The sequence below is a fragment of the Halorhabdus salina genome, assembly GCF_013839425.1.
Classification (GTDB): domain Archaea; phylum Halobacteriota; class Halobacteria; order Halobacteriales; family Haloarculaceae; genus Halorhabdus; species Halorhabdus salina.
The window spans coordinates 146,789-172,200 of sequence record NZ_JACDNP010000002.1 but is presented as its reverse complement, the minus strand read 5'-3'; the positions used below and the strand labels follow the sequence as shown (position 1 = coordinate 172,200).

Annotated in this window: 26 protein-coding genes and 1 pseudogene; 15 read left to right on the top strand and 12 right to left on the bottom strand. The window is 64.3% G+C overall.

Annotated elements, in window-relative coordinates:
- Positions 1-12: 12 nt before the first annotated feature.
- Positions 13-390 (bottom strand): peptide ABC transporter ATP-binding protein, encoded by a 378-nt coding sequence (locus HZR20_RS03545; protein ID WP_181685215.1) that lies wholly within the window; start codon positions 388-390, stop codon positions 13-15.
- A gap of 2 nt (positions 391-392) precedes the next feature.
- Positions 393-617 carry a hypothetical protein gene (locus HZR20_RS03540; RefSeq protein ID WP_181685214.1) on the bottom strand — a complete coding sequence of 75 codons (225 nt, stop codon included), beginning with the start codon at positions 615-617 and terminating at the stop codon, positions 393-395.
- 363 nt (positions 618-980) lie between these two features.
- Here HZR20_RS03540 and HZR20_RS14765 point away from each other — a divergent pair.
- Together HZR20_RS14765 and HZR20_RS03535 are read left to right on the top strand one after the other, a co-directional pair.
- A pseudogene (locus HZR20_RS14765) lies at positions 981-1,682 on the top strand (response regulator); the annotation flags it as partial.
- Positions 1,683-1,703: 21 nt separating this feature from the next.
- Positions 1,704-3,971, top strand: a complete 2,268-nt coding sequence (locus tag HZR20_RS03535) for a PAS domain-containing sensor histidine kinase (RefSeq protein ID WP_374057582.1) — start codon at positions 1,704-1,706, stop codon at positions 3,969-3,971.
- 142 nt (positions 3,972-4,113) lie between these two features.
- On the opposite strand, the gene HZR20_RS03530 is transcribed toward HZR20_RS03535, so the two are convergent.
- Both HZR20_RS03530 and HZR20_RS03525 read right to left on the bottom strand, forming a co-directional pair.
- Positions 4,114-4,605: a metal-dependent transcriptional regulator gene (locus tag HZR20_RS03530; RefSeq protein WP_258560331.1), complete on the bottom strand. Its 492-nt coding sequence runs from the start codon at positions 4,603-4,605 to the stop codon at positions 4,114-4,116.
- Complete coding sequence (locus HZR20_RS03525; protein WP_181685212.1) at positions 4,592-4,915, bottom strand: FaeA/PapI family transcriptional regulator; 324 nt, start codon at positions 4,913-4,915, stop codon at positions 4,592-4,594. Before HZR20_RS03525 ends, HZR20_RS03530 begins: the two co-directional genes overlap by 14 nt.
- A gap of 263 nt (positions 4,916-5,178) precedes the next feature.
- Between HZR20_RS03525 and HZR20_RS03520 the strand changes: the two genes are divergently transcribed.
- The 3 genes from HZR20_RS03520 (at position 5,179) to HZR20_RS03510 (ending at position 7,553) form a co-directional block, all read left to right on the top strand.
- On the top strand, positions 5,179-5,415 hold the full coding sequence (locus HZR20_RS03520) for a hypothetical protein (protein WP_181685211.1): 237 nt from the start codon (positions 5,179-5,181) through the stop codon (positions 5,413-5,415).
- Positions 5,416-5,425: 10 nt separating this feature from the next.
- Positions 5,426-6,139 (top strand): type 1 glutamine amidotransferase, encoded by a 714-nt coding sequence (locus HZR20_RS03515; protein ID WP_181685210.1) that lies wholly within the window; start codon positions 5,426-5,428, stop codon positions 6,137-6,139.
- A gap of 91 nt (positions 6,140-6,230) precedes the next feature.
- Entirely contained in the window at positions 6,231-7,553 is a 1,323-nt protein-coding gene (locus HZR20_RS03510) for a methyl-accepting chemotaxis protein (RefSeq protein ID WP_181685209.1), read from the top strand.
- Between the two features lie 66 nt (positions 7,554-7,619).
- Here HZR20_RS03510 and HZR20_RS03505 read toward each other — a convergent pair whose 3' ends face one another.
- The 5 genes from HZR20_RS03505 to HZR20_RS03485 all read right to left on the bottom strand — a co-directional run bounded on the left by HZR20_RS03505 (position 7,620) and on the right by HZR20_RS03485 (position 13,659).
- Positions 7,620-8,294 (bottom strand): peroxiredoxin, encoded by a 675-nt coding sequence (locus HZR20_RS03505; protein ID WP_181685208.1) that lies wholly within the window; start codon positions 8,292-8,294, stop codon positions 7,620-7,622.
- Between the two features lie 218 nt (positions 8,295-8,512).
- Positions 8,513-9,388 (bottom strand): ZIP family metal transporter, encoded by an 876-nt coding sequence (locus HZR20_RS03500; protein ID WP_181685207.1) that lies wholly within the window; start codon positions 9,386-9,388, stop codon positions 8,513-8,515.
- A gap of 232 nt (positions 9,389-9,620) precedes the next feature.
- Positions 9,621-11,312, bottom strand: a complete 1,692-nt coding sequence (locus HZR20_RS03495; RefSeq protein WP_181685206.1) for an FAD-dependent oxidoreductase — start codon at positions 11,310-11,312, stop codon at positions 9,621-9,623.
- Positions 11,309-12,106 carry a 4Fe-4S binding protein gene (locus HZR20_RS03490; protein ID WP_181685205.1) on the bottom strand — a complete coding sequence of 266 codons (798 nt, stop codon included), beginning with the start codon at positions 12,104-12,106 and terminating at the stop codon, positions 11,309-11,311. Before HZR20_RS03490 ends, HZR20_RS03495 begins: the two co-directional genes overlap by 4 nt.
- Before the next feature lie 197 nt (positions 12,107-12,303).
- Positions 12,304-13,659: an FAD-dependent oxidoreductase gene (locus HZR20_RS03485; RefSeq protein ID WP_181685204.1), complete on the bottom strand. Its 1,356-nt coding sequence runs from the start codon at positions 13,657-13,659 to the stop codon at positions 12,304-12,306.
- Between the two features lie 323 nt (positions 13,660-13,982).
- Between HZR20_RS03485 and tsaA the strand changes: the two genes are divergently transcribed.
- Positions 13,983-14,462, top strand: a complete 480-nt coding sequence (gene tsaA / locus HZR20_RS03480; RefSeq protein ID WP_181685203.1) for a tRNA (N6-threonylcarbamoyladenosine(37)-N6)-methyltransferase TrmO — start codon at positions 13,983-13,985, stop codon at positions 14,460-14,462.
- Positions 14,463-14,667: 205 nt separating this feature from the next.
- On the opposite strand, the gene HZR20_RS03475 is transcribed toward tsaA, so the two are convergent.
- Both HZR20_RS03475 and HZR20_RS03470 read right to left on the bottom strand, forming a co-directional pair.
- Positions 14,668-15,453, bottom strand: coding sequence for an MBL fold metallo-hydrolase (locus HZR20_RS03475; RefSeq protein ID WP_181685202.1), 786 nt, complete (start codon positions 15,451-15,453; stop codon positions 14,668-14,670).
- Positions 15,450-15,926, bottom strand: coding sequence for a NifB/NifX family molybdenum-iron cluster-binding protein (locus HZR20_RS03470; RefSeq protein ID WP_181685201.1), 477 nt, complete (start codon positions 15,924-15,926; stop codon positions 15,450-15,452). The genes HZR20_RS03475 and HZR20_RS03470 overlap by 4 nt, the downstream gene beginning before the upstream one ends.
- A 193-nt stretch (positions 15,927-16,119) precedes the next feature.
- Between HZR20_RS03470 and HZR20_RS03465 the strand changes: the two genes are divergently transcribed.
- The 7 genes from HZR20_RS03465 to HZR20_RS03435 all read left to right on the top strand — a co-directional run bounded on the left by HZR20_RS03465 (position 16,120) and on the right by HZR20_RS03435 (position 22,517).
- On the top strand, positions 16,120-17,073 hold the full coding sequence (locus HZR20_RS03465) for a radical SAM protein (protein WP_181685200.1): 954 nt from the start codon (positions 16,120-16,122) through the stop codon (positions 17,071-17,073).
- A 66-nt stretch (positions 17,074-17,139) separates the two neighbouring features.
- Positions 17,140-17,460 (top strand): FeoA family protein, encoded by a 321-nt coding sequence (locus HZR20_RS03460; RefSeq protein ID WP_181685199.1) that lies wholly within the window; start codon positions 17,140-17,142, stop codon positions 17,458-17,460.
- A complete protein-coding gene (feoB, locus tag HZR20_RS03455; protein WP_181685198.1) occupies positions 17,457-19,346 on the top strand; it encodes a ferrous iron transport protein B in 1,890 nt (629 codons plus the stop codon). The genes HZR20_RS03460 and feoB overlap by 4 nt, the downstream gene beginning before the upstream one ends.
- A 1-nt stretch (position 19,347) precedes the next feature.
- Positions 19,348-19,782: a hypothetical protein gene (locus HZR20_RS03450; RefSeq protein WP_181685197.1), complete on the top strand. Its 435-nt coding sequence runs from the start codon at positions 19,348-19,350 to the stop codon at positions 19,780-19,782.
- Entirely contained in the window at positions 19,779-20,066 is a 288-nt protein-coding gene (locus HZR20_RS03445; RefSeq protein ID WP_181685196.1) for a hypothetical protein, read from the top strand. The genes HZR20_RS03450 and HZR20_RS03445 overlap by 4 nt, the downstream gene beginning before the upstream one ends.
- Before the next feature lie 63 nt (positions 20,067-20,129).
- Positions 20,130-20,504, top strand: a complete 375-nt coding sequence (locus HZR20_RS03440) for an iron-sulfur cluster assembly protein (RefSeq protein ID WP_181685195.1) — start codon at positions 20,130-20,132, stop codon at positions 20,502-20,504.
- Positions 20,505-20,630: 126 nt separating this feature from the next.
- Positions 20,631-22,517, top strand: coding sequence for an oxidoreductase (locus HZR20_RS03435; protein WP_181685194.1), 1,887 nt, complete (start codon positions 20,631-20,633; stop codon positions 22,515-22,517).
- Between the two features lie 4 nt (positions 22,518-22,521).
- On the opposite strand, the gene HZR20_RS03430 is transcribed toward HZR20_RS03435, so the two are convergent.
- Positions 22,522-23,103: a methyltransferase family protein gene (locus HZR20_RS03430; protein WP_181685193.1), complete on the bottom strand. Its 582-nt coding sequence runs from the start codon at positions 23,101-23,103 to the stop codon at positions 22,522-22,524.
- Between the two features lie 221 nt (positions 23,104-23,324).
- Here HZR20_RS03430 and HZR20_RS03425 point away from each other — a divergent pair, with 221 nt between their 5' ends.
- Both HZR20_RS03425 and nikR read left to right on the top strand, forming a co-directional pair.
- Complete coding sequence (locus HZR20_RS03425) at positions 23,325-24,752, top strand: dihydrolipoyl dehydrogenase family protein (RefSeq protein ID WP_181685192.1); 1,428 nt, start codon at positions 23,325-23,327, stop codon at positions 24,750-24,752.
- A gap of 79 nt (positions 24,753-24,831) precedes the next feature.
- Positions 24,832-25,254, top strand: a complete 423-nt coding sequence (nikR, locus tag HZR20_RS03420) for a nickel-responsive transcriptional regulator NikR (protein WP_181685191.1) — start codon at positions 24,832-24,834, stop codon at positions 25,252-25,254.
- The last annotated feature ends 158 nt before the right edge of the window (positions 25,255-25,412 follow it).

Genomic DNA, 25,412 nt, shown 5'->3' with positions numbered 1-25,412 from the left:
GGCTGAGTCCGCTCATTGGAGCCGGAGCGCTGCTGGTACCAGCCCCCGGAGGCGAACCTCGACCGTCCCCAGCGAGAGGAGTCTTGACAGCCTGTCAGGTGCGGCGTCTGTCCCGGCGACCGCAATCACTGCGTTCCCGACCCGTATCTCGGCCGTCAGGCCAGCCTCGGAGAGTACCCCCGAGAGGACGGGTAGCCGTTCGTGTTCACGGCGGAGGAGCCGGAATCCAGCCCGCACCGAGGGCACCTGAACGCGGATGCGGTCGTCGACGGTACTGATCGCAAGGTCGATGTTTTCGACGGTCACCGAAAGGTTGGCGGTGACACTGAGATCGGGACCGCTGCGAGCGAGACCCTCAATGGTCGAGACCAGGTCACCGCTCGCGGCCACGATCAGTCACTCTCGTTGGTCCTAATGTGAACCGTCCCGTCAACGTGCCAGTGGGCGTGCTCGGCGTCCTCGCCGACTTTGCTCGGAACTGCCACGTCCATGTCTTCGAATTCGTAGACGATTTCGGCTCCCCGACCAGTCAATCTATCGTACAGCCCAACAGCGAGTTCGGGCCAGTTGGTCGTCTCCTGAATCGGCACGTCAGACTCTGTTTCAGTTTCGCTCATCATCTTTCATTATGGTCCAATTAACTTATATCTGTGCTATCGTTTGCAAGCGCGATCTCGGACAGCTTCTATTAGGGGAAAACGAGTTATCCGGATTCCTGTACCTGTGTTTCCGGTTCGACCGTACGGTATCGTGTAATTCTCTCACACCCCACTATCTACGCCAGTACAGGCGAGAGCGTTGCGCCCAACTCCTCACGTACGCGGTTGCCGAACCACGCAGGCGACCCAAGCGACCGGTCTGTCACTGCAGACATAGAACCGACTGGTCTCGACCGAAAGCCGACTGTGGCACGCAATCGAAGTATCACGAACAAGAACTGACGGAGACGATTCATAACCCTCCGACACTTACTGACCACAATGATCGGGACGGACGACGGCGGTGACGAAGGGATTCACGTTCTCTACGTCAACGACGACGAGGGGTTTCGGGAACTCGTCCGAACGAAACTCGGGACGATAGCGCCCGACTTCGAGGTCACGACGGTCGGGACGGCCGAGAGCGCGCTCGATCGACTGGCCACCTCGCAAGTCGATTGTGTCGTCACGTCGTACTCGCTGCCGGACAGTTCGGGGATCGAGCTACTCAGGACGCTGACCGATGAGGGCCACGAACTCCCGACGATCATCTTCACGGGACAGGGTGACGAACAGGTTGCGAGTGAAGCGACGCAGGCGGGCGTCTCGGACTACATCCCGCTCCATGCCGACCAGAACAACTTCGAGGTACTCGCCCGGCGTGTCCGGACGCTCGTCGAGGCCGCCCGCAAAGAGGAGCTGGCCGAAGCAGTCTCCAAACGCTTCGAGCGGACGCTCGAACGAACCACGGACGCGATCTATGCCGTCGACACCGAGTGGCGCATCGAGTACATGAACGACACGATGGCCGATCGTGTCGAGCGCGATCCGGAGTCAGTCATCGGAACCACGCTGTGGGAGGAGTTCCCGTCGATCGTCGACACGGAGATCGAAGACAGATTTCGGACCGCAATGGAGACTGGTGAGTCGGTATCATTCGAACAGCGGGTCGGCGAGCCCTTCGACTACTGGGCCGAAGTCCGGGTCTTTCCCGACGACGACGGGCTGACAGTCTTCTCCCGGGACATCACCGACGAACGGGAGCGCGAACGGGAGCGACGACGGTTCGAAAACGCCGTTGAACACGCTGGCCACGCGATATTCATCACGGACACTGACGGGACGATCGAGTACGTCAACCCGGCCTTCGAGGCAGTAACGGGGTTCGACGAACAGGAAGCCCTCGGCGAGAACCCACGGATTCTCAAATCGGGCGAACTGTCCGAGAAGTACTACGAACGGCTGTGGGAGACGATCACTGCGGGAGAAGTCTGGCAGGAGCAGATCATCAACCATCGGAAATCCGGTGAGCGCTACGTCGCAGACCAGACGATCGCCCCATTCGAGCGCGACGGGGAGATAACCGGCTACGTCGCGATCCAGAACGATATCACGGATCGCAAACGGCGCGAGAACGAACACCAGCGACTCGCCGGGGAGTACGAGGCGCTGCTGGACAGTTCTGGGGACGCGATCTTCCTGCTCGACGTCGATACATCGGGCGAGGAGCCCCGATTCGAGTTCGCCCGCCTCAGTCCGGGCTACGAGACACAGACCGGGCTCTCGACCGAGGAGGTCAAGGGTCGGACACCGCGGGACGTTTTTGGCCAGGAACGTGGTGCGGAACTGCACGCCAACTACAGCCGCTGTGTCGAGGCCGGCGAGCCAATTTCGTATCGTGAAGAGTTGGCTATCGCTGAGGACGCCCAGTTCTGGGACACGAGTCTCGCACCAGTCATCGTCGGCGACGAGCTCGTCCGTATCGTGGGTATTGCCCGGAACGTGACCGAACAAGTCGAACGCGAGCGGGCGCTCGAAACCACGAACCAGCGACTCGAGTCGCTGATCGAAGCGACCCCGCTGACCGTCATGGAGATCGACACCGACGGGACCGTCATTCGCTGGAACGAGGGTGCCGAAGAGATGTTCGGGTGGTCACGCGAGGCGGTGCTGGGCGAGCCAAACCCCATCATACCCGAGCAAAAGGCCAGTGAATTCAGCTCACATCGCGAGCGAGCCCTCGGCGGCGACCGTATCCGCGGCAAGGAGGTCCAACGCGAACGGAAAGACGGCACGGAACTGGAGGCCCTGCTCTCGGTCGTCCCGATCGAAGGTCCCGATGGGGAAATTACGAGCGTCCTCGCTGTCCTCGAAGACATCTCCGCCCAGAAGCGACTGGAGCGGAAACTCCGCTCGCTCCAGGAGACTGCCCAACGCCTCACTGGCGCCCAGTCGGACGAGGAGATCGGCGACCTCGCCATCGAGGCGATCGTCGAGATACTCGGCTTCGATGTCACAGCCATCTGGAAATACAGCGAGCAGGCGAATGCACTCGTCCCGCTCGCCGAGAGCGACGCTGCACGGGACGTGATCGGCGAAGCCCCGCGGTTCGCGCCTGGCGAGAGTCTCGCCTGGGACGCGTTCGAGGCGGGAGAGGTCCAGGTTCACGACGACCTTTCGGCTGTGAACACTCTCCACAACGCCGAGACTCGACTCAGTAGTGAGCTACTGGTTCCGGTCGGTGACTATGGGGTGCTGTCGGCGGCGTCGGTCACGAAGCGGGAGTTCGCCGACGCGGACGTCGACCTGTTCCGGATCCTCGGGTCGACCGTCGAGGCGGCGTTCGCACGAGCGAGCCGCGAAGCGGAACTGAAGCGCCAGAACGAACGCTTAGACGAGTTCGCAAGCGTCGTCGCCCACGACCTCCGGAACCCGCTTTCAGTCGCAATCGGGTTTCAGGAGGTTATCGAACAGACGGGCGAGTTGGAGTATCTGGACCGGATCGGGTCAGCACACGAGCGCATGGAGCGACTCATCGAGGACCTCCTTACGCTCGCGAGCGGGGAATCGACCATCGAGAATACCGAACAGATCGACCTCGAAGCGCTCACGACGGAAGCGTGGGGCTACGTCGATACTGACGGCGCGTCACTCGACGTGTCCGCGGATGTCCCGACGGTAGCCGGTGACGCCGGTCGCCTGACGCAACTCTTTGAGAACCTTTTCCGAAATGCGGTGGAACACGGGGGCCCGGACGTGGCCGTGGTGGTCGGGCCACTGGACGACGGTGGGTTTTACGTCGAGGACGACGGGCCAGGCATCCCGCCGGAGCGACGGGACGAGGTGTTCGAACACGGCGTCACCTACAGCGACGGCGGTACGGGATTCGGCCTCTCGATCGTGGCCGACATCGCGAACGCACACGGCTGGACGGTCTCCGTGACAGAGGGAACGGACGGCGGTGCACGGTTCGAGTTTGTGATGAGTGAGTGATGACGGCCGGTTGCCGACGAAAGCAATGATACTCAGATCGTCAACGAATGGGATCCAATCCGTCGAACCCAGTTCTCGCCGGTTCCGAGGGTACGAGAGTCCGTTCGTATGCGAAGTAGTCAGTCCGATCGACGCCCAACCGTCATCGATCGGGTCGTGACGCCTCCAGTACGTCACAGTCCGCTGGATCTGTCGCCTCACAATTGTACTCACACGGTTGCTCGACACGATCGCCGACGCTTCGTACCTGATCGCGGTCGAACTCGATCGCGATTTGGTAGGCCTGCTCGTTCGACAGCGAGAAGCCGAATTCCTTCTCGAAGAACTGCTGAGTGACACACCGCCGCCACAGCACAGCCCGGGCGACGGCTTCGCCACGGTCGGTCAGCTCGACACCGCGGTAGCGCTCGTGTTCGAGGAGGTCCGTCTCGGCGAGCGATTCGACCATTCCCGTGACGCTGGCGCCGCTCACGTCGAGATAGTCCGTGAGGTCGCGGTTGCTCACCGGCGGGGTGTCCACCAGCGTTACGTACAGGACGCCACAGAGGTATCGCCCCTCGGCGGGTGTCAGATCGTCGACGATGGCATGAGTATCGGTGTCCGGCACCTCGACCATTTGATCACTCACTCTCATGTTCGGTGACTCTCCAGTAAACGATCGTTCTGCCGGTCTTGCGTCGACGACACGTCCCCGCTGATACCAACGCGTTTAGATGCTGTCGAGCCGACTCCGTGGTAATCCCCAGGACGTCTGCGACATCCGTGCTCGTCACGATGGGCCCCTCGACGGCATCGAACACCGCGAGCACCTCTTCGGTGTCGATTTCATCGGTGAACTGTCCGTTCTCGTCACGGACGCGACCGCGACAGCCACCCCCTCGACGACGGCCGCGACGACACCCGCCGGCGCTTTCGCCGCCACGTCGGCCTGTTTCCTGTGCCATACTATCACAAGGCGACTCCACGACATAGCCCTTTTGCTAGTATCCAACTGGTGAGAACGGTTGACGTGGCGGGTTCTCTGGAAATCGATCTGTGAGTCTGCGCCGCCGTGGCGAGAGTGCTGTCGGCACCGTTTCGGGCCCGTACTGTCGGACCTTCGGCGTTTTGCGCCCGATCGGAGCGAGCAAGTGGGGGCGCTCCCCCAGGCCAACCGAGCACTTTTGGCCACTCTATACGTATAGTCTTGGGAGAACTACAAACAACCATGGCACGGGACGATCTCAGCGAGACAGAGCGTGCGATCCTGCGACGACTCGCGGAGACGGACGGCTGCATGCCGGCGGAACTCGCGCTCGACCTCGAGGCGGATCTGGGCAGGATCTACGAGGTCGTCGCGGATCTGCGCGAAGGCGGGCTGATCGAACGCGCGGCGTTCGACACGAGTTCACTCGCCCAGGGCGGCCGGGACGCCCTTTCGGCCGCCGAAGCAGTCGATCCATGACGGGGGATCGATGAGTCCCGACCGCAACGGCGAGCCGACTATCACACTGCTGGACGCCTCGATCGGCGAGACACCCGCACAGCGCAACGTCCGCCGGGAACTCGATCTCCCACAGACGGCCCACAAAGTAAGCGAAGGTCATCTCCCGCCAGATCCCACCGGCGAGGACTGGGATGCCGACGGAGTCGTCATTTCCGGCTCCCAGACCGCAGTCTACGACGATCGAGCGTGGATCAAGCGGACGGCCGAGTGGGTCGAAGACGCGGTGATCGCCGGCGTCCCGGTGCTGGGTATCTGCTGGGGCCACCAGTTGCTCGCCCGTGCGCTCGGGGGCCGGGTCGGGCCCATGGACGACTACGAACTCGGCTACGCGACAGTCGAACGCGTCGCGCCCGATCCACTCCTGGAGGGCGCAGGCAAGCGGTTTCTGGCCTTCGAGAGTCACTCCGATGCCGTGACCGACCTCCCCACCGATGCCAGAGTACTCGCGGACAACGACCAGGCGATCCAGGCGTTTCGCCTCCGGAACGCCCTCGGTGTCCAGTTCCACCCGGAGTACGACGTCGAGACCGCCCGTTGGGTGGTTCAGAACAAAGCGGACGAACTGCCCGACGACCGCCTCGATGCGATCCAGCAGTCGATCACACCACAGCACCACGCCAAAACTGCTGGGGCGAACGCGGTGTTCGATGCCTTCGAACGATTGGTGCGCGAACGGTCATGAGTACAGTCAGTTCCTGTCTGGCCCCATAGTAGTGCGATCAGACTGCGTATGGGCAGGAGGGTTTACAGGTGTGCGGAATCATTATATTCTCATGGCTGAAATTCAGGGCAGCGCTGCTGGCGGCGAAGATCACACCCAGGAGATCGTCGGGGGCAATTCAGTGCCGGACGACGAACTGTGGGACATTCTCACGAACAACCTCCGGGCAGTCATGGAATCGACGGGGGCAGCCATGCGGATCATCGATCTGGAGTTCAACGTCGTCGTCGAGAACGCCCAGATGAAAGCGATGGGAGGTGTCGAGGCCGAAGGGAGTGACGATATCGATTGTTACGATCAGCTCTGCAATCCGGAGGTCTGTGGCACTGACAACTGCACGCTCAAACAGATCGTCGACGAGGGGCGAGACGAAATCCGCGTCGAAGTCCGAAAGGAAAACGCGAACGGTCGTGTCATCCCGACCGAACTGGTCGTCCGCCCGATCCACGATCAGCACGGCGATGTCGTCGCGATCAGCGAGACGTTCCGTGATATTTCGACGGAAAAAGAGACGACCCAGAGCATCAAAGACGCCGTCGACGAGTTGAAAACGAGTTCGGAGTCAGTCGCCGAAAGTTCACAGCAGATCAGCGCACGGACGTCCGAACAGTTGGAATCCGTCACGGAGGTCTCGAACGAGGTGTCCTCGCTGAGCGCAACAGTCGAAGAGATAGCCGCGACGTCTGACGACGTCAAATCGATCAGTCAACGGGCGAAATCCCAAGCGGAGGAGGGTGCCGGCGAGGCCGAGGAAACGATTGCCCTCATGGACGACCTCGAAGCGGCCGCTCAGGGAGCCTCCGAAAACGTGAGTGAGCTCGACGAGAGTATTCGGGAAATCGACGAACTCGTCGAGGTGATCAACGACATTTCCGACCAGACGAACATGCTCGCGTTGAATGCTTCGATCGAGGCCGCACGGGCCGGTGAAGCAGGTGAAGGCTTCGCAGTCGTCGCAGACGAAGTCAAAAGCCTCGCCGAAGAATCACAGCAGCGAGCAGCCGAGATCGAATCGATCGTGGCCGAGATTCGGACGAACACGACCGAAACCGTCGAGAGCCTCGACGAAACGAACGACATCCTGCGCGAAGGGGCCACGAAGGTCCAGCGTTCGGGCGAGACCTTCGAAGAGATCGCGAGTGTCGTCGGGGAGGTCTCGAACGGAGTCACCGAAGTCGCCGAAGCGACGGACGATCAGGCGGCCAGTTCCGAAGAGATCGCCAGCATGGTTGACGAAACGGCCGAAGAGTTCGAACGCGTCGCGAGCGAAGCGGAGTCGATCGCGGCCGCAAACGAACAGCAGACAGCGAGGATTCAACAGATCAGTACCGACATCGACGAACTGGTCGCTCTCGATGTCCAGAGTGATCTGTAATTGGGTTGTGTTCCTCACGAAAATCACTCAGTGGCCCCTGCGCTGACGGCTAATACCGAGAATAGATTACTGTTCGGCGAGCGTGAACCACCAGTCGTACTGCTCGTAGCCCTCGGCGTCGGCCTCGGCCTCACGGGCGTCGACATCCTCACGGGTGCCCGGCGGCGGGAGCAGGACACGATCGCCAAAGCGCTCGTTCTCGGGCCAGTTCGCGGGCGTTGCGACGCCTTCGCTATCGCTGTGCTGGAGAGCATCAAGCGACCGGAGAATCTCGTCGATGTTGCGACCGATCTCTTCGGGGTAGTACAGCACCTGGCGAACGACACCCTCGGGATCGACGATGAACACGGCCCTGACAGTGCTCGTGCCGGCACCGGACTGGATCATGCCGAGTTGCTCGCCGACCCGTCCGCTCTCGTCGGCGATGATCGGGAACTTGATCTCGACACCGATCTCCTCGTCGATCCAGTCGACCCACTTCAGGTGGGAGTGGACGCGATCGACCGAGAGCCCGATCAGGTTGGCGTCGCGTGCTTCGAACGCCTCACGGCGGTCCTCGAAGGCGACGAACTCACTCGTACACACCGGCGTGAAGTCTCCGGGATGGCTGAACAGGACGATCCACTCGCCTTCGTAGTCGTCGGGCAGTGAGAGCGTTCCGTGGGTCGTTTCGACCGCCAGATCCGGGAATTCGTCGCCGATCAACGGAATTCCAGTCGCAGTCTCTGTCTCGGATTCCATTACACTATATTGTACTGTCTTCACAATAGTAAAAGCTTCGATTCCGAAAAACAATGGAATGTTTTCGAATCCATAATCTTAGTTTTGTATCATTGAAATCACGGGACACTTCTGCTCACGGGATCCAGGGAACCTGGCGAAGGCCAGTAGCGACTTCGGGAGCGGAATGTCTTGTTGAAGACGGGATCTGGAAGTGGACGTACGATGATACCGGCGCGTCAGGCCATCGCGAGCGAGAGCCAGACGACGAGGATGGCCCCTGCCCCGGACAGCGTACTCGCGACGGCGTACTGTCGGATGCGATCGATATCGCGTGAACACTGGATCGTCCCGTGCCCGCTCTGTTCGGCGTGGGAGCCGACGTGTGAGCATTCGGGCAACATGTCGATGGCGACGTGAGCGAACACGCCCGTCGAGACGCCGTAGAAGACCGCCTGGACGATCCCGGACAGCGGTGGTGTCAGGATCGACAGCGGGATCGCTGCGATCGCCACCGCGGCGGCGGGCACTATCATGACCGCTCGCGGAATGTTCGACTGTTTGAGTGACTCTGAGCCCGTGAATCCCGCGGGGAACTTGTGGGCCAGCACCCCGAACCCGAACAGTGCTGAGAGGTCGGGCAAGGATCCGTACAGGACGCCCATGATCGACCCGGCGGCCAGGGCGTGTAGCGTGAGTTCGCCGACGGCGAGGTTCAGCGGGAGGTCGCGATGGGAGAGGAGGTGGCCGAGTTCGTGGCCGGCGTATCCGAGCAGATACCCGAAGGCGATGGCGAACCCGCCGATTTCGGGCTCGCGGCCGATCGCCTTCGGCGCGAGCAACGCCGCGGCACTCGCAAGCATTGCACCGCTGGCGAGCCCGTAGGCCCAGACCTGTCGGGTCGGCGTGTCGAACGCGATCGCATAGCTGATCGCGACGCCGGCCATCATGGCGAGAAAGCCGAAGACGACGACGCCGGTGAGTGTTTCGCGACCGCTCGTGGCCCCGAGGCCGACGAGCGCTAGAAAGACCACGAGCGCGATCAGACTGATCGCGACCGCAACTCGATTGCGCCGGCTGATCGATTCGGTCGTTTCAGTGGGTGTCTCTGTCATGGTGTGAGAGGCCAGTCGATCCTGCATGCCACGCGGTCGATCGATGACAGGGTGACAGATCGACGAGACGGGACGGTGCTATCGTGCCGACTGCGCTCTGTTAGTAAAATGGGCCTTGGGATTAATAACACTTGCTCCAGCCGTGTTATCAAGACACATGGATGAGTTGTCTCCTCGAAGCGCGACAGGTTCGCCAGCGGGTCAACAAACGAACGAGGGGCGTCCGTCGAAACTACCGGAAGACGGTCCCGAGTTCCGCGCTCGATTCGCGAGCGTCCCGGTCACGTTTGGCCGCCCGGTAGAGCGCGTAGCCGCCGGCGACGTTCTTGGCGTCGAGGCCGTGTTGGGTCAGGATGCGCGTGGTGATGTACGATCGGAGGCCGGCCTTGCAATGGGGGACGATCGTCGTGTCCTCGGGCAGTTCGTCGAGGCGCTCCCGGAGGTCGGCCAGCGGTATCGTCTCGGCGCCGTAGATCTGGCCGTCGTCGTGGCGCTCTTCGAGCGGTCGACAGTCCAGTAGAGTATACTCCTCGGGATCGAGGTCCTCGAGATCGTGCCAGTGAAGCACGTCGACGACGCCGCGGACGATGTTGCCCGCGGCGAAGCCGGCCATGTTGACGGGGTCTTTTCCGGAGCCATACGGCGGTGCGTAGGCGAGATCCAGATCCTGAAGATCGAAGACCGTCTTCTCGAACTCGATGGCCGTCGCGAGCACGTCGATTCGCTTGTCGACGCCCTCGCCGCCGACGATCTGAGCTCCGTACAGGTCCCCGTCCTCGGGATCGAACAGGAGTTTGATCCACATCGGATCGGCCCCCGGGTAGTAGCCGGCGTGAGACCGCGAGTACGTATAGGATTTCTCGAAAGAGAGCCCCGCCGCGTCGAGGGTGTCTTCGTCGGCCCCGGTCGCCGCGACGGTCCGCTCGAAGACCTTCGCGATCGACGTCGAGAGCACACAATCCTGGCTGTCCTCGATCCCGCCGAGGACGTTGGCGACGATCCGGCCCTGCTTGTTGGCCGGCCCGGCGAGCGGAACGTGGGCGGGGTCGCCAGTCACACAGTCACGCACCTCGATGGCGTCACCGATCGCGTAGATGTCCGGTACGGCGGTCTGAAGCTGGTCGTCCACGACGATCCCGCCCGACGCGCCGATCTCGAGGCCGGCGGATTCCGCGAGGTCGGTCCGCGGGCGCACGCCCGTCGCGAGGACGATCACGTCCGCCGGAATCTTCGTCCCATCAGCGAGTTCGACCGTCGTGGGGCCAGCGATATCGACCGATTCGGCCCGAGCGTTGAGATGGAGATCGACGCCCTGGTCGCGGAGGTGGTTGTTGACCTGGGCCGCCATCTCGTAGTCGAGTGACTGCATGACGTGGTCGGCCATCTCGACCAGCGAGACGTCAAGTCCCGCTTCGGTCAGACTCTCGGTCACTTCGAGCCCGATATACCCGCCGCCGATGACGACGGCGCGTTCGGCCCCACTCTCGACGCGCTCTCGAATCTGGCGGGCGTTCTCAAGTGACTGGAGCGTGTGGACCCGCTGGCAGGCGTCTATGCCGTCGATCGGTGGCCGCACCGGTTCGGCCCCGGGCGAGAGGACGAGCGAGTCGTACGGTTCGACGGACTGGCGGCCGTCGTGCTCAACGGTGACCCGGTGCCCATCGGGATCGATGTCCACGACTTCGTGGCCCGTTCTGACGTCGAGATCGAAGCGCGCTTCGAGTGATTCGGGCGTCTGGACAAGTAGATCATCGATCTCGTCGATCGTCTCGCCGACGTAGTACGGCATCCCGCAGGTCCCGATCGAGACGTTCTCGCCGCGCTCGAAGACGACGATCTCGCGGTCTTCGTCCATCCGCCGCAGCCGAGCGGCCGCGCTCGCGCCGCCCGCGTTCCCGCCGACGATGACGGTCCGCTCGCTCATCGCGATCCCTCCGACAGTTCGAGGGCGTCGGTCGGACAGGTCTCCACACAGTACCCACAACGGAAACAATCGCCGTGATCGACGGAGGCCGATGGTTCCGTCCCTCCGTCGGTCGCGAGCGCGTCCCCGCCAGCGGCCGTTGGATCGAGTTGCGGTCGACAGGACTGCTCGCACTGGCCACACTCGACGCAGGCCTCGGGATCGATCTGGACGGTGGGCCGATCGATGCCCAGGCGTCGCCCGATGGCATTCGTCATCCGGGCGAAGGTTCCGGCCGGACAGACCAGACACCAGGCCCGCTCGTGGTAGGCCACGCCGAGAACGAGCGCAATCGCCGTGCTGACCACCAGCAGGCGCGCGACGACGCCAACCATCGCGACCGGATCGCCCCACTGGCGAGCCAGCCCGACGGTCAGCACCGACAGCATGGCGGCCCCAACGGTCGCGCGGACGAACGGACTCGCGAGCCACGCCGGCGCGTCTACGCGTCGGGAGACTGCCCGGAGATACCGATCGAGGAGCGCGCCACGCGGGCAGGCCCCGTCACACCAGGTCCGGCCCCGGGTCACGCCGAGGGCCACGGCCCCGCCCATACAGCCCAGCACGGCGAGCGCGCCGACAATTGGTGAGAGAATCGCCGCGCCGAGCAGGCCCAGAAACCCCGCACCGAGCACGAGCTGGCGGCGACGTTTCTGGCGGGTTTCTTCTGACGGGTCTCGCGGGACGTTGTACGTCGACGGCCCATCGCCGATCCGTGCGTCGAGCCAGTCGGTGAGTCGTCGATGCGATGCCACTACGTCATCCAGCCGAGCGGACAGTATATCGATCATCGTAATCGGGAACCGAGTCAGCGTCATCGGTGGATTTTGCCGGATAGTATTTATCGGTTGTGTCTCTATTGTGCATTACTATTGGTGCCCGTCGGATGGCTTCCCTCACCAGGTGGCTGTTTCTCAGGACAGTCTTCTCCTGAAAAACGAGTTGAACGCAATCACTCGAGCGTGCTGGCAAGCACCTTCCCGGCGGTCAGCACGGGGTCCCACGTCGGGCTAAAGGGTGGGGCATACGAGAGATCGAGATAGGAGAGTTCCTGTGCAGTCAGGTCCTCGTGGAGAGCCGTCGCGACGGTGTCGAGACGCTTGGCGACGCCCTCCGTCCCGACCATGCTGGCTCCCAGCACCCGACCCGACTCACGATCACCGAGCAGCGTAATCTCGATGTCGTCGCCGCCGGGATAGTAATGGGCTCGCGACGGGGCGGTGATCGTCACCGAGGCTGGATCGAACCCGGCCTCCCGGGCGCGCTCTTCGTCGATGACTCCCGTCCGACCGGCCGCCAGATCGAAGGCCTTCAGGACGGCCGTGCCCGCGATCTCGCCGACCGGAATCGGATCGCCGCCGACGGTCGAACCGATCGCCCGCCCGGCCCGGTTGGCCGTCAGCGCGAGCGGGACGTGGGCCGGATCGCCGGTGACGGTGTGGGTCGCCTCCGTGCAGTCGCCGGCCGCGTAGATCCCGTCGTGGCTGGTGTGCCCGTCCGCATCGGTCGCGATCGCACCCGTCGGGCCGATCTCGATGCCCGCCTCGCTCGCGAGTTCGGTCCGTGGTTCGACGCCGGCGGCGAGCAACACCGCGTCGGCGTCGTGGGTCTCGTCTTCAGTCTCGATCCCGGTGACGCGATCGTCGCCAGCGATCCGCTCGACGCGCGTATCGGTGTGGACAGTGACACCATTGTCCCGCAGTTCCGCGGCGACGCGATCCCCGACCGACGGGCCAAAGGGCGGGAGGACGTGCTCGCGCATCTCGAACAGCGAGACGTCGAGGTCGTGGGCGTCGAACGCCTCGGCCATCTCGATGCCGACGTAGCCGCCGCCGACGACGGCGACGCTGTCGAGATCATCGGTCGATTCGACGAACGCCCGGATCTCGCGCCCCGCGTCCATGGTCTGGAGGGAGAACACACCCTCGTGATCGCGACCCTCGATCGGTGGGTCCAGCGCCCGCGCGCCGGTCGCGATCAGTAGGTCGTCGTAGGACTCCTGATACGGCTCGCCGTCCGTCGGCGAGACCGTCACCGTGCGCGCCTCGGGGTCAATCGCCGTCACCTCGTGGCCGGTCCGGAGATCGATATCGCGTTCCTCGCGGAAGCGCTCGGCCGGGATCGCCACCAGGTCCTCGAGGTCGTCGATCTCGCCTTTCACGTAGTACGGCAGGCCACAGGCGCCATACGAGACCCACTCGCCGCGTTCGAGGACGATAACTTCGCGGTCGGGATCTTCGCGCTTGGCCTTGCTCGCGGCACTCATCCCTGCGGCGTCGCCACCGACGATCACGAACGGGTCGGACATGGCTGTTGGATTGACAGTGAGACGCCATCAACCTTCCCACCGTTGTGAAAGCTGCGCAATTCTCTCTGTCGCACGGGGACTCCGTCGTGGTCGGTGCAGTGGGGGCGCGATCCGGTCGATCCGTCTGTCGAGCCACTCGATTTATCGTGCAATTCCGATGGTGTCAGCGGCCGAGACTGGCACTGCGAACCACACGGTATCCGAACCGTCAGCGAAATCCCGGTTATCCACGACTGGGGAACGGAGGCGTGAATGCAGATCGGACGCAACTCTGCCCGGTGAGATCCGAACAGCCTATGCAGCGACGTCCGTAACCTCAGACCATGGTCGAGTACGACCCGATCGGATACGTTCGATCGCCATACGAGACAGATGCCCCATACCAGCCACAACCGGACGACGCGGCGTTCGCCGTGGAACTCGAACCAGAGTACGCCGATGGCCCCGACGGTCTCGCGTCGTTCAGCTATGCGTACGTATTGTTCGACCTCCACCGCGTCGAGGAGTACGACCTGTCGATCACTCCGCCGTGGCGCGAGGACGATTCACTCGGCGTGTTCGCGACGCGAGCGCCGGATCGGCCGAACGGCATCGGCCTGAGCGTCGTTCGAATCCTCGACGTCGAAGACGGTCGGATCGACATCTCTGCGATCGACGCGTTCGACGGGACGCCAGTCCTCGACATCAAGCCGTACGTCGACGGCCTCGATACGAAAGACGACGCGGACGTGGGCTGGATCGATCTCGACGACGCCGACGACGCCGATCACCTCGAACTGCATCTCGAAGGAATCGTTCACTGATCACCGATCCCCACGATCCAGCCGGACAGATTCGTGGTGGGTTCCATCGAGCGTTCGACCCCGTTCGCCGAGCGACCCGATTGCTGCATGGGTTGGTGGCGATATCGTGACGCAGATCTTCAGCGTCGTCAGTTTCGTCGGTGCGGGGATTCTCCTGTATCAGGGAACACTACCGGTTCGATAGCCCGCCCGGCCCGGTTGTCGGTCAACGCGACAGGTCGATATCGGTGCCGACGCCGACGCGAACGTAGTCCTCGCCGAAGGCGTCTTCGAGGCGTCGTTCGGCGTCGTGACCGGTGCAGTGTGTCGGCGCGATCCGGTCGATCCGCCCGTCGAGCCACTCGACGATAGCGTCGATCTGCGCCGGATCGGGCGACCGGAGATGCGTCCCGCCGACGACCGTCCGGACGGGGGCGTCGAAGACCTCCTCGGCGTGGGCGATCGTGTTCCGGAGGCCCGCGTGACAACATCCAAGGACGAGTGAGATTCCGTCGTCGGTCTCGACGGCCAGCGACTGGTCGTCCCGGACGGGATCGTCGACGCGCTCGCCGTCCGCGACGATTTCGCCCGTGGCGCTGTCGGGGTACTCGCGTGGGATCTCGCCCAGCGCGGTGATTCCGGGCGCGACCTCGACTGGCTCCGTGTGAGTCTCGATGCGGGCGTGCGTGTCGAGCCACTCGCGCGTGTAGGGCAGGCCGATCGACTCTTCACCGTGGTATTTGGGCTCGAACGCGGCGGGGTGGACGTAGATCTCTGCAGCATCGTCGACGAACGCCGGGAGCCCCCTGGTGTGGTCGTAGTGACCGTGACTCAGGACGATCGTCTCGAAGGGACCACGATCGAGTTTTCGGGCGTTGTCGGCGGCGATACCCGACTGTCCGGTGTCGAAGAGGATCTCGCCGACAGCGGCCGCAAAGCCCCACTCCGCACCCAGTCCCTTCGGTCGAGACCCGCCGACGCGGTTGTCCGCGAGGATGGTGGCTGTCGTCATTCTGTGGACGTTTCCGGGCCGTCTCCGTGATCGTGGCCGTGGCCCTCACCGTGATCGTGGCTGTGGCCGTGTCCGCCATCGTGGCCGTCACCGTGGCCGTGCCCATGCCCGTCATCGTGGTCGTGGCCGCTGCACCCCGATGCCGGCGTCGCTTCGTCGAGCGCGCCCGCATCGAACTGGTCGATCGCCTCGCGAACTGTCCCCTCGGCCCCACAGTAGACGTCGATATCCATCTGATCGAAGCGCTCGATCGCCTTCCGACCGAGATTGCCGGTCAGCAACACGTCGGCCCCCGTCTGGGCGATGAATTGCGGCGGGGACCGACGGCCGCCGTTGTGATCGCTGTCGTTGTCGATCGCCTCGGCAGCATCCGCCTCGGTGTCGTAGATCGTATATCCCGGCGCACGGCCGAAGTGCTGGGAAACCGGTGCGTCGAGCGATCCGTCGTCCAGACTCGGGATACAGACCAACATCTGTTTATGAAACTAAGGATTCCGGATCACCTTGTCGGTTCTGGTTGCCGCGCCCGTCGATCTGTCAGTTTCGGCTGCTCCATCGTTCGTGTGCCGACGAACGACGCGATCCGAACCGACCGACGCCGTCTGTTCGTCGATCTCGTGACGCCGAGCGTTGCATTGAGGGGGGTGGCTGACCGATGTGCACAGCATGGACCTCGCCTATGGCCCCGTTCCGTCGCGTCGCCTCGGCCAGAGCCTGGGGATCAACACCATCCCGCCGAACACCTGCACGTACGCCTGCGTGTACTGTCAACTCGGACCGACGACGACCAGTGGGACCGATCGCTGCGAGTTCCACTCGCCGGAGGAACTGGCCGGAGCGGTCCGCGAGCGCGTCGAGGCGGTCCGTGCGGCCGGCGAAACGATCGATTACCTCTCGATCGTTCCCGACGGCGAACCGACGCTCGACGCGAATCTCGGGCAGACCATCGAGCGCCTGCAGGCACTGGATATCGACGTTGCGGTCATCACGAACGCGTCGCTGGTGGCCCAGGCCGACGTGCGCGCCGACCTCGCGACCGCCGATTGGGTGTCGCTGAAGGCCGACGCGGGCACGGCGGCCGTCTGGCGCGAGATCGATCGCCCGAACGGGACGCTCTCGTTCGATGCGATCACGCAGGGCATGCGACAGTTCGCCGCGGAGTTCTCCGGCACGCTAACGACCGAGACGATGCTGGTCGATGGGATCAACGACGACGAACGGACGCTTCGGGACACCGTCGATCTGGTCGCCTCGATCGACCCGGACACGGCCTACATCGCCGTCCCGACGCGACCGCCGGACGAAAACTGGGTCGAACCCGCCGGTGAGCGAGCGCTCGCGACCGCCTACGCCATCTTCGACGAACGTCTCGACACCGTCGAGTACCTCATCGGTGCCGAGGGGCCGGAGTTCGCGGCGACGGGCGACGTTCGCGCCGACGTGCTGGGCGTGACGGCCGTCCACCCGATGCGCGAACGTGACCTTCGTGATCTGCTCGACCGTGACGACGCCGACTGGGCGGTCGTCGAGTCCCTCCTGGACAGCGGCGACCTCCTCGAACGCGAGTACGGCGGCGAGCAGTTCTACCTGCGACCGGTCCAGACTGTCGCGGAGTCATAAAAGAAAGCGCAACATTTACCTGAACCTGCGACCGAGTTTTGGTACGCCGAAATTAGGTGGGGCTAAGTGACGGATCACCACACATCCCAGTCGGACGAGTCGGCCGCAGGCACCGGGCGTCGGAAGCGAAAGCGCTGTCGCCGCCGGTGCGGTGACGGCGTCTGCAAGCGACTGGTCGATCTCGACGCCGGGGAGACCGGGACGGTCGAGCGGGTCGGCCGTCGCGGTCGCCGACGGCTGCGGTCGATGGGCGTCCGGCGGGGCAAGGAAATCAAGGTGTGCTCGAAACACCCCTTTGGCGGGCCCGTCGTCGTGGACGTCGGTCAATCGACGGTCTCGCTGAGTCGCGCCCACGCCCGCGATCTCGAGGTCGCGACCGAAGGATGAGTGTGCCGTCTCGCGTTCTGTTGATGCGGCATCCAAACGTCGGCAAGAGCGCACTGTTCAACAGGCTCGCCGGCACGTCGATCACCGAATCGAACTATCCGGGCACGACGGTCGATTACACCGAGAGCGAACTGGTCCGGTCGGACGGATCGGTGCCGATCGTGGACGTGCCCGGGACGTTCTCGCTGTCGCCGAGCGATCGAGCCGAGGCGGTCGCCGTCGAGATGCTCGAAGACAGCCCTGCGGCCACGGTCGTCTGTGTCCTCGATGCGACGCAGATCGAGCGCGGACTCAACCTGGCCGTTGAGATCCTCGAACGCGACCGGGACGTGATCGTCGCGCTGAATATGTTCGACGAGGCCCGCCGGGAGGGCGTCGATATCGACGTGGATCGCCTCTCGGAGTTGCTCGGCGTCCCAGTCGTCCCGACGATCGCGGTCGACGGAACTGGCATCGACGCTCTCCAGGCGCGACTCGACGACGCCAGGAATCCATCGGTTCAGCGGATCCTCGAACGGGTTGCGGACGAGGGCCCCGACGGAGGTGAGAGTGAACCGTCGATCGCCGTTGCGGACCCATCTCCGCCGGTCGACGAGCGAACGCCTGCTGATGGCGAGACGGGAGGTGACGATCGAACGCCCGATGAGGACGGGGAAAACGCGCTCGGGACCGGACAGCGGTGGAATCTCGTCGATGCGATCGTCGCTCGGACGGTGTCCTACAGAGAGACCGACGCGTCGCTGTCCGATCAGATCGGTCGGCTTGCCGTCTCGCCGCGCACGGGGATACCCTTCGCGGTCGCTGTACTCTACGGCGTCTGGACGGTGTTCAGTGCTGTGGCGGGCTTTTTCACTGACGGCTATTTCGTCCCGCTGTTCGACGACTACTGGCTGCCGTGGCTCCAGTCGGCGTTCCCGATGGAGGGGTCGTGGCTGTACTTCCTCGTGGTCGGCGATCCGACGGCGACGAACAGTTTCGAGGCGTTCGGCGTGCTCACCAGTGGCCTGTTCGTCGCGATCGGCGTCGTGTTACCGGCCATCCTCACACTGTACGCCATCCTCGCCGTGCTGGAGGATTCGGGGTACATGGCTCGGCTGGCCGTCCTGCTCGACGCCGCCTTCCGCCGGATCGGCCTCGACGGGTTCGCGATCGTCCCGATGGTACTCTCCTTCGGGTGTAACGTCCCCGGTGTCGCGGCGACGCGGTCGCTCGAAACCGAGAAACAGCGGTTTCTGACCATGACGCTCCTGTCGGTGTTCATTCCGTGTGGTGCGCAACTGGGGGTCATGCTGTCGTTGATCCCTCAGTACACGGGCTACATCCTGTTGTATCTGCTCGCCGGCTTTTTCGTCTTCGGGGCCGTCCTGAACCGACTCGTTCCCGGGTCGGCCCCCGACATCGTCATCGACATCCCGCCGATGCGACAGCCTCGGGTCGCCAACGTCACGACGAAACTCTCCGTGCGCGTTCGTGGCTTCGTGACGACGGCGATCCCGTTCGTCTTGCTGGGCGTCGCCGTCGTCAACGTGCTGTATCTCGGCGGCGCGGTCGAGTGGCTCGCGAACACGTTCCGCCCGGTCCTGTCGGGGTGGTTCGGCGTGCCCGGTGAGACCGTCCCCGCGCTGATCGCGGGGTTCATGCGGAAAGACCTCGCCGTCGCCCAGTTGAGTGCCGTCTCGATGACGCCCTTCCAGACGATCACGTCTGTCGTCATGGTGAGTCTCTACTTCCCGTGTGTCGCCACGTTCGCGATGCTCATCAAGGAGGGCCGCGAGAGTGGCGGCGTCCTCAAAGTCCTCGGCGGGGCCCTCGCGACGCTGCTGGCCGCGCTATTCGTCTGGGGTGGCCTGTTGCGTCTCATCGGCATCGCACTGGGGGTGGCCTGACATGCGGTGGGACACGCTCCCGGTCGGCGGACTCGGAGCCATTACGACGGTCATCGGAGTCATCGTGATGGCCCGTGGAGTCGGTCTCGGCACCCCGGAACCAATTCTCGGCGTCGTGACCATCTCGGGATCGATTTTGCTCTGGCGCGGGGCCGTCCTGACGGCCGCCGGGGCGATGTATCTCTCCGGGGCGAGTGGGGGCCTCACGGATCGAGAGAGTCAGGCGACTGTCGTCATGGCGAGCCTGATGATCTGGGTCGTCGCCGGGAGTGACTTGCTGGCGACCGTTCTTGGGGCGATTCCCGGCGGGTCGGGCGTCTGGATCGCGCCGCCAGAGGCGATCGTCGCCGCGCTCGGACCGCCCTATACGCCGGCGGTCCTGCTCGCTGTGCTCGCGCTCGCCACCCTGCGATACACGGGAGTGACGCGCCCGTGAGTCTCTACCGGACGGTACTGACCCGTCTCCAGGCTGGAGCCACACCCGAATCGATCGCAGCGGACCTCGACCGCCCGTCTCACGTCGTCGAGGGGATTCTCGACACCATGCAACGGGAGGGACACGTCCGACGGATCGACTGCGAGGCGACCGGCTGTTCGGCCTGTCCGATGGGCGACGCCTGCTCGCTGGCGGCGGAGACGCCCGCTCAGTACGTCGTGACCGACGCCGGACGGGCCGCCCTCGGAGAGGGAGCGACCCCCGAAGCCGGCGACCGACAGTAGTCTTGTACACCTGTCGAATACTATCGGAACGGCTTTGCTTGTGGATCGACGAGCGTAAACTGGATGACTTCAGACATCACAGTCGAGCGCGTCGAAGACGCGATCGCTGACGTCACGCACCCGGAAATCGACGCGACGCTGGTCGAACTGGGCATGATCGACGACGTGCGCGTCGATGGCTCCGCGGTCACCATCGACGTGGCGATTCCGATGGCCGGGATTCCCGACCAGATCAAGCAACTGCTCGCTCGGGGGCTCGCGGACGCCCTCGAGGGTATGGATGTCGACATCACCGTCCAATTCGTCCTGATGGACGAGGAGACTCGGGAGAACTTCTTCGAGATGGAAGAAGACAACTGGAGCGGGCTGGACGAGGAGAGTGCCCCGGACGAACCGGCCGGCGCAGCCGACGACGGTGGGGCCGACGCCCCGTTCTGACACTCGCAATCGTTCACCGCCACGCTTCTGCCGCGTTCCATGCGGGCGAGGGGCCACCAACCCGCCGATTGTATTGGGGCGGTGGAACAATATTGATGGTGGTCGATCGCCAACGATACCCACACGATGGAGATCGGCGACCGCACGCTCGACAACGAGTTCGTGATGGCACCCGTCAAGACCGGCTACGGGGACGCCGAGGGTCGAGTGACCGACCGGATCCGGGATTTTTATGCCCGCCGGGCCGATCACGTCGGCGCGATCACGCCCGAACCGCTCGCGCTGGACCCCAGCCTGCGGGAGTTACCGAACCAGTTGCGAATCGATACCGACGAGGCAATACCCAGTCTCTCGACGCTGACGAAGACGATCCACGACGGCGACGCTGCGGCTATCGCCCACCTCAACCATCCTGGGCGGATGGCAAATCCGGAGATCGAGGGGAATGTCCACCACTCGGCGTCGGCGACCTCCTGTGAGCGGACCGGCGTCACCCCCGAGCGGATGGACGATGACGATATTGAGACGGCGATCGATCTGTTCGCCGACGCCGCCGACCGGGCCGAACGCGCCGGCTTCGACGCGATCGAACTCCAGTTCGGTCACGGCTACCTGGTCGCGCAGTTCCTCTCGCCGGCCGTCAACGACCGCACGGACGCCTACGGCGGGAGTCAGCAGGCCCGCGCTCGCTTCGGTCTCGAAGTATTTGCGGCCGTCCAGGCGGCGACGGATCTGCCGATTCTGGTTCGGCTGACCGCAGACGACGGCGTCGAGGGCGGGATCGACTTCGAGACGGCCCAGTGGTTGGCCGGCGAACTCGAGGCCCATGGCGTCGACACCGTCCACGTCACCGTCGGGACGATCTGTGCGAAGCCGCCCGACTTCTTCCAGCACATGTACGCCGAGAAGGGGCGGCCCTGGGCGTACGCCGGCGATCTTCGGGACGATCTCGACGTGCCCGTGATGGCCGTCGGCCGGATCAACGAGTTCGAGGACATCGAGACGATTCGCGAGGAAGACCTCGCCGATTTGATCGCCGTGGGCCGACCGCTGGTCGCCGATCCGGATTTCGTCGGCAAGTACCTGGGTGTGGTCGAGGGGCCGTCCCGGCCGTGCATGGCCTGCAACGACGGGTGTCTCGGCGGCGTGAAGTCCGGCGAGGGGCTCGGTTGCGTGATCAACCCTGCGGTGGGCCGGGAGGCCGACCTCCGGATCGAACCCGCCGCGGAGACGCGCGCGTTCGCGGCCGTCGGTGGCGGCCCCGCGGGGCTGTCAGCTGCCGAAACGCTCGCCGACCGTGGCCACGATGTGACGCTGTTCGAGCCCGACGAACTCGGCGGGCAGTTCCATTATGCGCCGTTTCCGCCCGGCAAGGAGCCACTCCGGAAGGGCATCGAGTACTTCCGGGAGCGCCTCGAGGCGATCGACCTCGTCGAGATCCGGCGGGAACCCGCAGCACCGGCCGACCTCGCGGACTTCGACGGCGCGATCGTCGCGACCGGTTCGGAGCCGATGGAGCCACCGATCGACGGGCTCGACTCGGTCGAGCCGGACGGTGTCGAGATTCTCGACCCCGAGCGGCTACCGATCGAAGAGCGCGTCATGGTGATCGGCGGCGGGTACGTCGGCCTGGAGGCCGCAGACGCCCTCGCGGCGGCCGACAACGATGTGATCGTCGTCGAACTCCAGTCGAACCTCGGCGGGGACATGATCGACCTCGAGAAGGGGCCGCTACTCGAGCGCCTGGGAGCTGACGACCGCGTAGAGATCAACCGCGAGACGGACCTTGAGCGGGTCGAAGACGGTCGGGCGGTCGCCACTCGCGACGGCGAGACGATCTACTGGGAGGCTATCGACCGTTACGTTCTCGCGACCGGCGTTAGCAGCGACGACCAGTTCGCGGAGGCGGCGAGCGATCTGGATGTCCCGCTGTACCGCGTCGGGGACGCCGAGACCGTCGGCAAGGCTCAGGACGCCATCGCGTCGGGCTTCGAGGTCGCTCGGACGCTGTGAGTCGTCACTCGAGCAACCGCCGGATCGACCGGACCCCCACGAACCGCGGGACAGACTCGCAATACGTTCTGTAGGCGTCGCCGAACTCCGTTTCGAGCCAGGGCTCTTCGGCCCGCGGCAGGAGCCACAGCCAGACGACCGTCGGCCCGAGACCGGCTGTGAACGGCCGACTGTCGATCAGGACAGCTAGGCCGGTCAGTGCGAGCGCGAATCCGACCAGCTGTGGATTGCGCGAGTACTGATAGGGGCCGTCGGTGTGCAGGTCGGCCGCGAGACCGGCGCTCGTCGCGACCCGCAGCGTCCGGGCGGCCCAGCCCGCGACGGCCAGCCCCGAGAGAATCGTCGCGATCGCGATCCAGCTTCGGGCCGCCTCGACCCGAATAGTCGCCGTCAGGACTGCGACGATGGGCAGTGACACTGCCACCACGCCGACCGATCCCCAGTAGAACCACAGCCGCCAGTCGCGCCTCCCGGGCGGCCAGACCCGGTGGTCCGGCCACCGGGCGCTGACGCCGAGCGCGACGATCACGAGTGTTTCGACGATCAGCGCGATCCCGAGGCTCGTGGCGACGATCGGCCGGATCATCACCTCGAAGTACTCACCCGGGCGAGGAGACCCTTTCGGCGAAACGGGCCTGTTTGTGTGCCCAATCTGGAATACTGAATATCGGTGTCGACGGCCGAGGGGCGATTAAAACCGTTGAAACTGCCTATTCCAGTCCTTCATCCGCTAAAATCCTACATTATCGTTAGTTAGTATTGTACGAATTCCAAACAATTATTGCCGGCGCGTGCTCCGGGACGAGTATGAGCACCCATGTTGCGGTGATCGGAGCCTACGGAAGCGCCGGCGGCGCGGTCGCAAAGCGGCTCGCGAGTGCGCCCGACATCGAGTTGACGCTGATCGACGATGGCGACCCGGGCGGTGGCCTGTGCATTCAGGCAGGCTGTATGCCGTCGAAGGAACTCCTTTCGGCGGCCGAACATCGCTTCGCCGCGCGCCACGACGATCGCCTCAAGGGGACGCCCGAGGTGGATCTTGAGACCGTGGTCGCCCGGAAAGACGAACACACCAGTAACTGGGCGGCCCGACGTCGCAACGGAATCGAGGGACTGGCCGAGCGCGACGGCGTCGAGTTCGTCCACGACACCGCCCGGTTCGTCGACGACCGCGTCATCGAGGTCGGCGATCGGACGATCGAACCCGACTACGTCGTCGTCGCGACGGGATCGACGCTCGACGTCCCGCCGATCCCCGGTATCGACGAGGTACCTATCCAAACGAGCGCCGATGTCTTCGAGACGACCGAGTTCGGCGATTCGGCCATCGTGCTCGGCCTGGGTTACGTCGGGCTCGAGCTGGCACCGTATCTCAGCGAAGCGGCCGACATGGACGTGACTGGCGTCGAAGTCCTGCCCGAACTGGTACCCGAGGCAGACGACGGCTTCGGCGAGGACCTGGCCGAGTACTACCGCGAGGCGTTCGACATGGACCTCCTGTTGAACGCCGAGGCCCGACAGGTCGAGGCGACCGACGGCGGGGTTCGGGTCACCGTCGATCACGACGGCGAGGCGGCCACCATCGAGGCCGAGCACCTGTTCGTTTTCACCGGCCGTAAGCCCTCCCTCGACGGGCTGGGCCTCGACGCGACGCGTCTCGACCCGGGCGAGGACTGGGTGAGTGACACGATGCAGGCCCGGGGTGACGACCGCGTGTTCGTCGTCGGCGACGCCAACGGTCGCGAGCCGATCTTGCATGTGGCAAAAGAACAGGCCGGGACCGCCGCCGCGAACATCCGGGCGCACCGCGCTGGCGAGGCGCTCGAACCGTCCGAGCCCACCCACCATCACGTGATCTTCTCGGGGCTCGGTCGATTACCGTTCGTCCGGGTCGGCCACTCCGAGCGGTCGGCGACCGAGGCCGGCATCGATCACGTCACGGTCGACACCGCGGCCGCCGAGGACGGCGTGTTCAAAGCCAAAGACGCCCCCGAGGGCCGCGCCCGACTCGTCGTCGGGAGCGACGGGACGGTGCTGGGCTATCAGGGCCTGCACTATCACGCCGACGCGATGGCCAAGACGATGCAACTGGCCGTCGAGATGGGGCTGGACGTGCGATCGATCCCCGACCGGGCCTACCACCCGACGACGCCCGAGATCATCGACGCGCTGGTGACCGAGGCGACCGAGAAACTCGCCACACGAGAGCGTAAAGTCGCCGACGCCACCCAGTAGTATGCGGACCGATCGATGTCGGGGCCCCGATCCCGCCGGGGAAGCCAACCGTTATTATCGGACGGCTCTGCGTTAATGTATGCCCATTGTCAGCGTCTCGATGCCGGAGGATCTGGTCGACCGTCTCGATCAGTTCGCCGCGGATCACGGTTACAGCGGGCGAAGCGAAGTGATTCGAGATGCCAGCCGGGACTTACTCGAGGAGTTCGACGACGAATCTCTCGACGGCCGACAGCTCATGGCCACGGTGACGGTCATGTTCGACTACCAGTCCGGGGAGATCGAACAGCAGATGATGGACGTCCGCCACGAGTACGACGACATCGTCGCGTCGAACTTCCACACCCACGTCGGTGACAAGAACTGCCTGGAGTTGTTCGTCCTCGAGGGCACGATGGACGCCATCTCGACAGTCGTCGGGGCCATTCGGGCCACCAAAGATGTCCACACCGTTGGCTACTCGGTCCTGCCGATGGACGACGGACGCGTCCTGCTGGATTGATCCGCGCGGCTCTTTTCACGGGCATGGACTGACCGGCAGGAAACCGCCGCAGACACCACTTGTCGATGGTGCTGGCCCCACGAGGGACTCGACGTCGAGAACATGACCGATCGCCCTCCAGTCACCGAGGCCGAGCTCGTCGATCGACTCGATGACGA

Bases quoted from the DNA above. Each gene is read 5' to 3' on its own strand.
- HZR20_RS03540 (WP_181685214.1), bottom strand. From the start codon at position 617: ATGAGCGAAACTGAAACAGAGTCTGACGTGCCGATTCAGGAGACGACC.
- HZR20_RS03530 (WP_258560331.1), bottom strand. From the start codon at position 4,605: ATGAGAGTGAGTGATCAAATGGTCGAGGTGCCGGACACCGATACTCAT.
- HZR20_RS03525 (WP_181685212.1), bottom strand. From the start codon at position 4,915: ATGGCACAGGAAACAGGCCGACGTGGCGGCGAAAGCGCCGGCGGGTGT.
- HZR20_RS03520 (WP_181685211.1), top strand. From the start codon at position 5,179: ATGGCACGGGACGATCTCAGCGAGACAGAGCGTGCGATCCTGCGACGA.
- HZR20_RS03515 (WP_181685210.1), top strand. From the start codon at position 5,426: ATGAGTCCCGACCGCAACGGCGAGCCGACTATCACACTGCTGGACGCC.
- HZR20_RS03510 (WP_181685209.1), top strand. From the start codon at position 6,231: ATGGCTGAAATTCAGGGCAGCGCTGCTGGCGGCGAAGATCACACCCAG.
- HZR20_RS03505 (WP_181685208.1), bottom strand. From the start codon at position 8,294: ATGGAATCCGAGACAGAGACTGCGACTGGAATTCCGTTGATCGGCGAC.
- HZR20_RS03500 (WP_181685207.1), bottom strand. From the start codon at position 9,388: ATGACAGAGACACCCACTGAAACGACCGAATCGATCAGCCGGCGCAAT.
- HZR20_RS03495 (WP_181685206.1), bottom strand. From the start codon at position 11,312: ATGAGCGAGCGGACCGTCATCGTCGGCGGGAACGCGGGCGGCGCGAGC.
- HZR20_RS03485 (WP_181685204.1), bottom strand. From the start codon at position 13,659: ATGTCCGACCCGTTCGTGATCGTCGGTGGCGACGCCGCAGGGATGAGT.
- tsaA (WP_181685203.1), top strand. From the start codon at position 13,983: ATGGTCGAGTACGACCCGATCGGATACGTTCGATCGCCATACGAGACA.
- HZR20_RS03475 (WP_181685202.1), bottom strand. From the start codon at position 15,453: ATGACGACAGCCACCATCCTCGCGGACAACCGCGTCGGCGGGTCTCGA.
- HZR20_RS03470 (WP_181685201.1), bottom strand. From the start codon at position 15,926: ATGTTGGTCTGTATCCCGAGTCTGGACGACGGATCGCTCGACGCACCG.
- HZR20_RS03465 (WP_181685200.1), top strand. From the start codon at position 16,120: ATGGACCTCGCCTATGGCCCCGTTCCGTCGCGTCGCCTCGGCCAGAGC.
- feoB (WP_181685198.1), top strand. From the start codon at position 17,457: ATGAGTGTGCCGTCTCGCGTTCTGTTGATGCGGCATCCAAACGTCGGC.
- HZR20_RS03450 (WP_181685197.1), top strand. From the start codon at position 19,348: ATGCGGTGGGACACGCTCCCGGTCGGCGGACTCGGAGCCATTACGACG.
- HZR20_RS03440 (WP_181685195.1), top strand. From the start codon at position 20,130: ATGACTTCAGACATCACAGTCGAGCGCGTCGAAGACGCGATCGCTGAC.
- HZR20_RS03435 (WP_181685194.1), top strand. From the start codon at position 20,631: ATGGAGATCGGCGACCGCACGCTCGACAACGAGTTCGTGATGGCACCC.
- HZR20_RS03430 (WP_181685193.1), bottom strand. From the start codon at position 23,103: ATGATCCGGCCGATCGTCGCCACGAGCCTCGGGATCGCGCTGATCGTC.
- HZR20_RS03425 (WP_181685192.1), top strand. From the start codon at position 23,325: ATGAGCACCCATGTTGCGGTGATCGGAGCCTACGGAAGCGCCGGCGGC.
- nikR (WP_181685191.1), top strand. From the start codon at position 24,832: ATGCCCATTGTCAGCGTCTCGATGCCGGAGGATCTGGTCGACCGTCTC.